The organism is Roseibium sp. (assembly GCF_050301095.1).
Taxonomy (GTDB): Bacteria; Pseudomonadota; Alphaproteobacteria; order Rhizobiales; family Stappiaceae; genus Roseibium.
This window is the reverse complement of the sequence record NZ_JBNKYW010000223.1, coordinates 1-8,749: the sequence shown is the minus strand read 5'-3', so window position 1 is coordinate 8,749 and position 8,749 is coordinate 1. Positions and strand designations below refer to the sequence as shown.

Here is an 8,749-nt window from a genome sequence, read left to right as displayed (position 1 = left end):
TCGTCATTCTGGCGCCTGAAAGCCAGTCGGACGAGAGCCTGCAGGCCATCGCCAAGGCCGTCAGCGGCACGGTGGAGGTCGTGAAATACAGGTCCGAGGCAAGCGACAAGGACCTCGTCGCCCTCCTGAAGGAAATGACGGATGTCGTCGCTGTCGGCTTTGTCGAAGGCGACAGGAAAGTGGCCGAGGTGGCCGCGGCTCTCAAGAAGCGGAAGGTCTCTCCGCTGATCGTCGGGCACACCGGCTGGGGAACCGCCCTTGTGCGCAATCCGAAACTTGAAGGTGCGATCATTGCCCGGCCCGGCGGGGCCAGCCGGGCGCTCGTGGCGCAGCGCTACACCGCCAAGTTCGGCAGCGCACCGGGCGAGATGAGCCTTTACGGCTTCGATATTGCCGCGGTTGCCTCCGGCCTCGTGCGTCAGCACGGCAAAAATGGCATCACCCGCAAGCGCCTGACCAGCAGCCAGGGCTTCAAGGGCGCTCTGGGAAGCTTCCGCTTCCGCGAGGACGGCACGGTCGAGCGGCTCTACGAGATCAACAAGATCGTTGGCGGCAAATTGAAGATCATTCAGTCGGCGCCCGCAGGGTTCTGATCTTTGCGGGTATCAAGAGCGAGCATGAAATGCCCCGTCAGGTTTCCTGCGGGGCATTTTTGTTTTGGTGGCAAAGGTAGCCTTTCTGGCGTCGTCCCGGACGGAGCGCGGCAGAGATCCGGGATGACGGGTTGTGAGGTATTGATAAACGGACACTCTCCACGAAGCGTGCCCGTCAATCATACCGAGCCGACAGACAGGCCTCGGTCAGCTTGGAAAGCTCCCCGAAAGCTCCTGGTCCGGCGGCAAGGACCGGGGCGGGTTTCAAAAGCGCATCGCCTTCGGCCGGAAACGGGCGGCACAAGCCTCCAGCTTCCTTCACCAGACAGTAACCGGCCAGGCAATCCCAGGCGTTCAGCTCCGGCTCGAAGAAACCGGTCACCCGTCCCGCCGCGACAAAGGCGAGCATCTGGGCCGCCGAGCCGGTGCGCACGTAGTTTCCGCCGGCCTCAAGAAGACCCGCGATAAGGTTGCCGATCATGGCAGGCGGCACCTTGTTGTTGGCGCCGATGCCGGTGAGGCCGGTCTGCAGGGTCCTGGCAGGATCGAGATGAAGCGGTTCTCCGTTCAAGGTCGCGCCCGCGCCGTCGAGGGCCGCGAAGGTCTCGCCGTCGCACGGCAATCTGATCACGCCAATGACGGGCTCGCCTTTTTCCAGAAGCGCAATGGAGACGCACCAGTAGGGCAGGCCGTTGACGAAGGCATTGGTGCCGTCGATCGGGTCGACCGCCCAGGTGAAGCCGCTGATGCCTTGCTGGAGACCATGTTCCTCGCCGAGGATGCCATCTTCGGGAAATGCCTCTTCAAGCCGTTGCCGGATGAAGGTTTCGACATTCCGGTCGGCGATGGAAACCACATCCTGCATGCCGCGCTTGGCTTCGATTTCAAGTTCGCTCCTGCGCCGGAAATAGTCCAGAGCCATGTCCCCGGCTTCTTCGGCGAGGGTCCTGGCGAGTGTGAAGCGGGAGGTGAGCGCTTCGGCCGATGGGGCGGGTTTTGTTGTCGTCTTCATCTCAGCTTTCGATCAGGGCCAGGCCGCGATTGCGGAAACCGATGGAAACGGCGCTGCGCGGGGGCAGCGAGCGTTCGATCTCATGATCGATGACGAAGAAGTTCCCGACCGGGGTCTCGACTTCATATTCGACATGATCGCCGAGATAGGCAGCCGTCAGGATTTCACCGCCAAGTCCGCTTCCGGCATCGGGTGCCAGAATGACCGCTCCCGGCCGGACGGCCAGCTTGGCCGCGCCTGCCGCGGTCTGCCTCCACGGCAGGCTGTGCCTCAGGCCGCCGACGTCTATCACGGCCTGATCTCCCTTGCGTTCGACGATCTCGCAGGGGACGACATTGGCCTCGCCCATGAAGTCGGCGATGAATTCGGAGGCAGGTTCCTCGTAAAGGGCCCGCGGGGCACCGGACTGGGCGATCTTGCCGTCTTTCATGACGATGATCGTGTCGGAAACCGCCAGGGCCTCGTCCTGGTCGTGGGTCACGTAAACAGCGGTGAAGCCGAGGCGCTGCTGCAGTTCACGGATTTCGGTACGCACCCGGCGGCGCAGCCGTGCGTCTAGGTTCGACAGCGGTTCATCGAGAAGCAGGACCTGCGGATTGAGGACAAGCGCCCGGGCAACGGCGACGCGCTGCTGCTGGCCGCCGGACAGTTCTGCCGGAAGGCGGTGCCCCATGCCGGTGAGCCCCACCTGGGTGAGTCCTTCTTCGGCCCGTTCCTTTGCTTCCCGTTTGTTCAGCCCGGAGGATTCCAGCCCGTAGGCAACGTTTTGGAGGGCGTTCATATGCGGGAAGAGCGCATAGGACTGGAACACCATGGAGACGTCCCGCTCGTGCGCCGGGACCATGGTGACGTCCCGGCCGCCGATCAGGATGCGGCCGGAAGTCGGATGTTCCAGGCCCGCCAGCATGCGCAGCGTCGTGGTCTTGCCGCAGCCGGAGGGGCCGAGCAGGGTCACCAGCGTGCCGGGCTCGATGGTGATGGAAAGGTCCGGAATGGCGGTGAAGGTGCCGAAGTCCTTGCGGACGTTTTCGAAGACGACGGAACCGGGCTTGAGGTCAGTCATGCAGTTTTCTCCTGCGCGATACGGAATTTGCTGGATTTGGAAACACCCGAGACACGGTTCTCCCGGCGCAGGCGCCGTTCGCCGACCACAAGCTGGAAGCCGGCGATGACCGTGATCATCACGAGGATCAGCATCGAGGAATAGGCGATCGCGATGCCGTATTCGCCGTTCTCGACCAGACCGACGATATAGGCGGTGGCCATGTTGTATTCCGCGCTGACGAGGAAGATCACGGCGCTGATCGAGGTGATTGCCCGGACGAAGGAATAGACCAGGGCGGCGGTGATCGCGGGCCTGAGCAGCGGCAGGATCACCTTGCGCAGGGTCCGGGCGCTGTTGGCCCTCAGCGTCAGCGAGGCCTCGTCCAGGCTCTTGTCGAGCTGGCTCATGGCGGCGACGCCGCCGCGTACGCCGACCGGCATGTTGCGGAACACGAAACAGGCCACCAGGATCAGGGCCGAGCCGGTCATCTCGAGTGGCGGCAGGTTGAAGGCCATGATGTAGCTGATGCCGATGACGGTGCCGGGGATGGCGAAGCTCATCATCAGGGCGAACTCGAAGGCGTTCTTGCCGGCGAATTTCTGCCGCACGATGATATAGGCGGTCAAAAGGCCGACGGCGGCCGTCAGCGGTGCCGAGATGAGAGCGATTTCCATCGTTGTCCAGAAGGAGTCCCAGGCAACGCCGGTCCACTGCAGCGCGCCGCCCTCGAAGGAAATGGAGAAGGCGCGGGCGTAGTGTTCGAGCGTCAGGGAGTTGTCGAGTCCCCAGGTCTTTACGAAACCACCGAAGAGGATCATGCCGTAGACGACGACGGTGAAGATCATCCAGGGCACGACGATGCCGTGAACGGCAAGCGACATGCTTTTCGGCAGGCCCGCATGGGCGCCGCTGTCGCCCTTGCCGGTGACCGTCGCAAAGTTCTTGCCGGACAGCCACAGGCGCTGCGCCAGGAAAGCCGACAGCGTGAAGGTGAGCAGGACCATGGCAAGCACGGCTGCCCGCGAGGGATCGACCTGGGATCCGACCACGGCAAAGAAGATTTCCGTCGAAAGCACGCCGTGGCTGCCGCCGAGCACCAGCGGGTTGCCGAAATCGGCCATGCTTTCGATGAAGCCGATCAGGAAGGCGTTGGCAAGGCCGGGCTTCATCAGCGGCAGGGACACGCGCCAGAAGGTGCGCCAGCGGTCGGCCCGGAGGGTTTGAGAAGCCTCCTCCATGGAGGGGCTGACGCCTTCGACGACACCGATCAGGACCAGGAAGGAGATCGGCGTGAAGGAAAGAACCTGCGCGATCCAGATGCCGGTGAGGCCGTAGAGCCAGCGGCTCGGCTCAATGCCGAAGAACGTGTCCAGCGCCTCGGTGACGACGCCTGAGCGGCCGAACAGAAGTGTCAGGGCAAGACCGATGACGAACGGCGGGGTGATGATCGGCAGCACGGTGAGCAGCCGCAGGCCCTTCTTGAAGGGAAAGTTCGTGCGGGTCGCCACCAGGGCGAAGGCAAGGCCCAGAACGGTGGAGCCGAGACCGGACATGAGCGCCAGGAAAAGCGTACGCCAGGCAACACCGCAGCGGCCAGCGCCGACGACGCAATTAAGGCTCCAGATGCCCGGATCCTGGATGTTGCGGATCAGGCCGTCCGGCTTGAACGAGCCGTCGAAATCCTGCACCGAGCCCACGAACATCGAGCCGATCGGATAGAAGACGAAAACCGAGACCAGCAGGATCAGGACGGAAATCGAGCCGACGACGAAGGCGTCGCCCTTCATGAAGCCGCGTTCGGCCAGGCCGAAGGCGATGAAGAGGGTGAAGACGAGGGACAACAGGATGGCACCGGCGCCCATTGCCGGCTGCCCGAGCTGCAATTGCCCGAATGTGGTGTCGAGAAAGGTCCAGGCCCAGCCGGTGAAGCTGATCGCCAGCCCCTGAAGGGCCATGAAGGCGATGCCGGCGGTTCCTGCAAGAATGAGCAGTTTGCCGCGCCTGTCCGCATCTGTCAGGACGCGTGTGCTGGCCCCCAGAAGAAACAGGGCGAGGGCGGCCACAAGCCAGATGCGCCCTTCGGCGCCGAATTGCAGCAGCCCGGGTGCGAGATCGGAAGAAAACGGAAATCCGGAAAGCCAGTCAAAGGCAAAGAAGCCGGTTTCCACCCTGTACCAGGGTACGAGAAGAAATGCGGCGAGCCCGAGGCCTAAGAGAATGTTGAGCCGTTTGTTGCCGGTCAGCATGGCCACCCCTGTGTTCATTTTTCTTGGTTATCGGCAGCCCTGTCCCGGAGCCGCCAGGTTCCGGGACAGGGCCTTTCGGGTGTTGGGTCAGTTGGCGATGGCGCCAATCTCACGGTCCCAACGCTCCAGGAGGGCCTTGCGTTTTGCCGGGTCGCCGTAGGTCTTGAAGTCGTAGTCGATCAGTTTGATGTCCTCGAACTTCGGTGCTTCCGGCGGAATTGTCGCGGACTTGTTGGACGGAAGCTGGAACGACTTGGCGTCCTTCATGCGCGACTGGACTTCAGGTGTCAGCGCCCAGTCGTACCAGATCTTGGCGTTGTCCAGATTTTTGGCACCCTTGACGAGCGACATGGAGCCGATTTCGTAACCGGTGCCTTCGCATGGCGCGACGGTCTTGATCGGGAAACCGGAAGCCGCCTGGGCGACCGCGTCATGCTGGAACACGATGCCGAGGCCGGTTTCACCGCGGGCGGCGGCTTTCACCGGAGCCGAACCGGACTTGGTGTACTGGGAAACGTTGTTGTTCATTTCCTTGAGGAATTCGAAGGCCTTGTCTTCCCCCATGATCTGAACGAGCGTTGCCAGCGTCGTGTAGGCGGTGCCGGAGGAATTCGGGTTGGCAACCTGGATTTCACCCTTCAGTTCCGGCTTCAGAAGATCAGCCCAGCAGGTCGGCTCCCCGTAGCCCTTTTCCTTGAAGATTTCGGTGTTGTAGCCCCAGCCGAGTGCGCCGGCGTAGATGCCGACGGTCTTGTAGCCGGAGCTTTCCGCCTGCTTCTGGGCCCAGTCGTTCAACTCGCCGAGCTTGTCGGACTTGTATTCCAGCGTCAGGCCTTCGGAAGCGGCCTGCAGGTGCGGGTCGCCGGTGCCGCCCCACCAGATGTCGGTCTTGGGATTGCGGGACTCCGCGCGGATCTTGGCGTAGCTTTCGCCGGACGACAGGCGGACCAGGTTGACCTTGATGTCGTGCGAAGCCTCGAAATCGCCCTTGAGCTGTTCGCAGATCACCACGTCAGCCGAGCAGATGACGTTGAGGTTACCCGCCGCCAGGGCCGGGGAGATCGTAAATGTTGCCGCGGTGGCAAGCAGGGCGACGGAAAGGGATTTCATAGACATGGTTTCCTCCACATTGGCATTTCGCCATTTGTCTGCATGAGCGGCAGACGATTGTTCAGCCTCTGGCTGGGGTCATGACCGGACGCGGGCAAAGCTTTCCCGTTCGGAGCCGTGAAGCGGTCCGTTGCCGGTCAGATTCGAATGTCGAAAGTCGGTCCTCTACTGTGTGACGACGGGGCTGCTGTTCCCAAGCACCTCTTTGTCGAAACGGTCGAGAAGCCTGCGCCTTTGTTCGGGAGAACCGAAGGTGGCGAAGTCGTAATCGACCATGCGGATCAGGGAAATGTCGGGTGCGGCCGGTGGCAGTGCGGCCCGGGCATTCGACGGTATCTGGTTCTGTCCGGAGGCGGCACCGGTCGCCTGGCCTTCGGGACTCATGGAATAGTTCACGAATCGGCGGGCCGCTTGCAGGTGTTTCGCGCCCTTGACGATGCTGACCGCGCCGATCTCATATCCCGTGCCCTCGCAAGGGGCGACGATGACGAGCGGCGCGCCGGCCTGCTGCTGCGTGACGGCGTCATGAATGAAAGAAATGCCGATCCCGGTTTCACCGCGCGCGGCCGCCTTCACCGGCGCTGCCCCCGACGTGGTGAAATGGGAAATGTTGTGCGCCAGGGCCGCCAGATAACGGATAGCCTCGTCTTCGCCGAGCAGTTGGACGAGCGTTGCCAGGAAAGTGTAGGCGGTGCCGGACGAATTTGGATTGGCCAGTTGCACCAGACCCAGGTAGCGCGAATCGGTCAGATCCTTCCAGCAGGACGGCGCTTTCAGCCCGTTGCCGGTCAGGACGCTGGAATTATAGGCAAAGCCGAGAGCGCCGGCATAGACGCCCGAAGCAGTGCCGCCGGACAATTGATAGAAGTTCTGCGCCCAGGGAAGGGCGTCGCCGGTATGCGCGGGCCGGTAGGGTTCCAGAAGGCCCTCTGCGGCTGCCTGCAAATGCGTGTCGCCCGTGCCGCCCCACCAGACGTCGACCTGCGGGTCGTCCTTCTCGTACCGGATCTGTTCAAGAATTTCGCCTGTGCTCCGGCGTGCCATGGCAACGTCCAGGCCCGTCGTTTGCTCAAACGCGGCTTCCATGGTCAGGCACCAGTCCTTGTCGACGCCGCAAAGGACATTCAGGTCCTGCGCCGTGGCACCGGTGAGCGCTGACGACAGCCAAAAGGCCGCCCCCGCTCCGAGTGACGTAACAAGTTTCATGGTTCCTCCCAGGCCGGAGCCGCGCTCCGGACATGTATCTACCATGGCAGATGTGACAGTCTTCGCAACTGGAGTTTGGTTACGGTTGTTTCGGGTGGCGGAGAAAGAAGTTACAAATATTACAAGCCTTACAATTGTGACAAGCAATTGAAAAATCGAAGCTTTGCATAATCCCGGGCAGTGCATATGATATCGCGCGGGAGGACACAAGAGTGCTCAACGAAGGCATCGGCATCCTGATCGTGGAAGACGATCCGGACATGGCGGAACTTATATCGGACCTGGTGGAGGCGGAGGGCTGGCAGCCGTTCACGGCGTCTTCGGCCGAGGAGGCTGCCCGAGTTCTTGCCGAGCGGACGTTTCATCTTGTCCTGGTCGATCACAACCTGCCCGGCATGTCCGGCCGGGTGTTTGCCCAGAAGCTGAGATCCCAGACCGATATCGGCATCGTGATGGTGACAGCGGCCGGTAGCGCGGCGGAGCGGGTGCTCGGGCTGGAGACGGCGGCCGACGACTATGTTGTCAAGCCGTTCGAGCCGATCGAGCTGACGGCACGCATCAAGGCGGTCCTCAGGCGCACGCACCCCGCGCTCAAGAGCGAGCGGGACCCGGTACAGGTTCAGCATGAACCGTCGGCGCTGCTTCTGGGGGACTGGGTGATCGATCTCGTCAACCGCAGGGCCGTCTGCAAGACCCATCCGTCCCGCACGCTGACATCCTCGGAATTTTCCCTTCTGGAAATTCTGGCGGCAACGCCCAATGAGCCCGTCAGCCGGACGACGATCCTGGAACAGCTCGGCGCGGAAACCGATCGCCTGATCGACAGGAACGTGGACGTTCTGGTGCTGCGCCTGCGCCGCAAGATCGAGCGCAATCCGGACCTGCCGCAGCATATCAAGACCCGGAGGGGGAAAGGCTACATCCTGCACAAGGATCCTTCCCCGTTGCCCGGATGATCAGCCGCCCGCTTGTTTCTTCCATCGCCTTCCGGCTGCCGGCGGCCATCGTGCTGATCTGCGCGGTCGCATTTGCCCTGTCGGCGATCGCGATCTTTGGTCTTCTGAAGGCACGGGAGGAAACGGCGGCCTACGGGCTCAAGGCCTATACGAGCCTCGCGGATGCCTCTCTCGTTTCGCGCCAGGTGTCGGACCTCGTCTCCAGTGCGCCTTTCCTGATGAATGCGACCTCGCCCTATACGGTGTCCAGCAACAGCCGGGCGCTTGTGAGCCAGGTGGAGGGACTTCTGAGATCACTGCCGGACTACCCGCCCGGCAAGGAGGCCTACCGGGCGGTGAACGATGAGATCGTCGCGCTTCTGGAACAGATCAGGATCGAGGCGCTGGATCTTGCCGCCAAGGCGGAAACCGCGCAGCAGCGCAAGGAAGAGGCTTCTTCCGCGCTCGGCGTGATCGCCGTCGGTCATTCCGTCCGCCAGAAAGAGCTGCGCCAGCGTCTCAATGCGATCGTCCATTCGGTCTCGAGCGCGGGCAGCCTGTTCCAGCTTGGTGAGCTCCGCCGCAGGTATGTGGCTGAAACC

Annotated in this window: 6 protein-coding genes and 2 pseudogenes; 3 read left to right on the top strand and 5 right to left on the bottom strand. The window is 62.5% G+C overall.

Annotation, left to right across the window (positions count from 1 at the left end; all coding sequences use genetic code 11):
• Positions 1-593 (top strand): annotated as a pseudogene (locus ACQY7U_RS19875) (hypothetical protein); the annotation flags it as partial.
• Positions 594-768: 175 nt separating this feature from the next.
• On the opposite strand, the gene ACQY7U_RS19870 reads toward ACQY7U_RS19875, so the two are convergent.
• The 5 genes from ACQY7U_RS19870 to ACQY7U_RS19850 all read right to left on the bottom strand — a co-directional run bounded on the left by ACQY7U_RS19870 (position 769) and on the right by ACQY7U_RS19850 (position 7,212).
• Positions 769-1,605, bottom strand: a complete 837-nt coding sequence (locus ACQY7U_RS19870) for an inositol monophosphatase family protein (RefSeq protein WP_428648266.1) — start codon at positions 1,603-1,605, stop codon at positions 769-771.
• 1 nt (position 1,606) lies between these two features.
• Positions 1,607-2,668 carry an ABC transporter ATP-binding protein gene (locus ACQY7U_RS19865; protein ID WP_428648263.1) on the bottom strand — a complete coding sequence of 354 codons (1,062 nt, stop codon included), beginning with the start codon at positions 2,666-2,668 and terminating at the stop codon, positions 1,607-1,609.
• Positions 2,665-4,896, bottom strand: a complete 2,232-nt coding sequence (locus tag ACQY7U_RS19860) for an ABC transporter permease (protein WP_428648271.1) — start codon at positions 4,894-4,896, stop codon at positions 2,665-2,667. The genes ACQY7U_RS19865 and ACQY7U_RS19860 overlap by 4 nt, the downstream gene beginning before the upstream one ends.
• An 87-nt stretch (positions 4,897-4,983) precedes the next feature.
• Positions 4,984-6,006: an ABC transporter substrate-binding protein gene (locus ACQY7U_RS19855; RefSeq protein ID WP_428648269.1), complete on the bottom strand. Its 1,023-nt coding sequence runs from the start codon at positions 6,004-6,006 to the stop codon at positions 4,984-4,986.
• Positions 6,007-6,171: 165 nt separating this feature from the next.
• Entirely contained in the window at positions 6,172-7,212 is a 1,041-nt protein-coding gene (locus ACQY7U_RS19850; RefSeq protein WP_428648261.1) for an ABC transporter substrate-binding protein, read from the bottom strand.
• Positions 7,213-7,424: 212 nt separating this feature from the next.
• Between ACQY7U_RS19850 and ACQY7U_RS19845 the strand changes: the two genes are divergently transcribed.
• Both ACQY7U_RS19845 and ACQY7U_RS19840 read left to right on the top strand, forming a co-directional pair.
• Complete coding sequence (locus tag ACQY7U_RS19845; RefSeq protein ID WP_428648258.1) at positions 7,425-8,168, top strand: response regulator transcription factor; 744 nt, start codon at positions 7,425-7,427, stop codon at positions 8,166-8,168.
• Positions 8,165-8,749, top strand: a pseudogene (locus ACQY7U_RS19840) (two-component sensor histidine kinase); the annotation flags it as partial. The gene ACQY7U_RS19845 and the pseudogene ACQY7U_RS19840, both read left to right, overlap by 4 nt.

Bases quoted from the DNA above. Each gene is read 5' to 3' on its own strand.
- ACQY7U_RS19860 (WP_428648271.1), bottom strand. From the start codon at position 4,896: ATGCTGACCGGCAACAAACGGCTCAACATTCTCTTAGGCCTCGGGCTC.
- ACQY7U_RS19865 (WP_428648263.1), bottom strand. From the start codon at position 2,668: ATGACTGACCTCAAGCCCGGTTCCGTCGTCTTCGAAAACGTCCGCAAG.
- ACQY7U_RS19870 (WP_428648266.1), bottom strand. From the start codon at position 1,605: ATGAAGACGACAACAAAACCCGCCCCATCGGCCGAAGCGCTCACCTCC.
- ACQY7U_RS19850 (WP_428648261.1), bottom strand. From the start codon at position 7,212: ATGAAACTTGTTACGTCACTCGGAGCGGGGGCGGCCTTTTGGCTGTCG.
- ACQY7U_RS19855 (WP_428648269.1), bottom strand. From the start codon at position 6,006: ATGAAATCCCTTTCCGTCGCCCTGCTTGCCACCGCGGCAACATTTACG.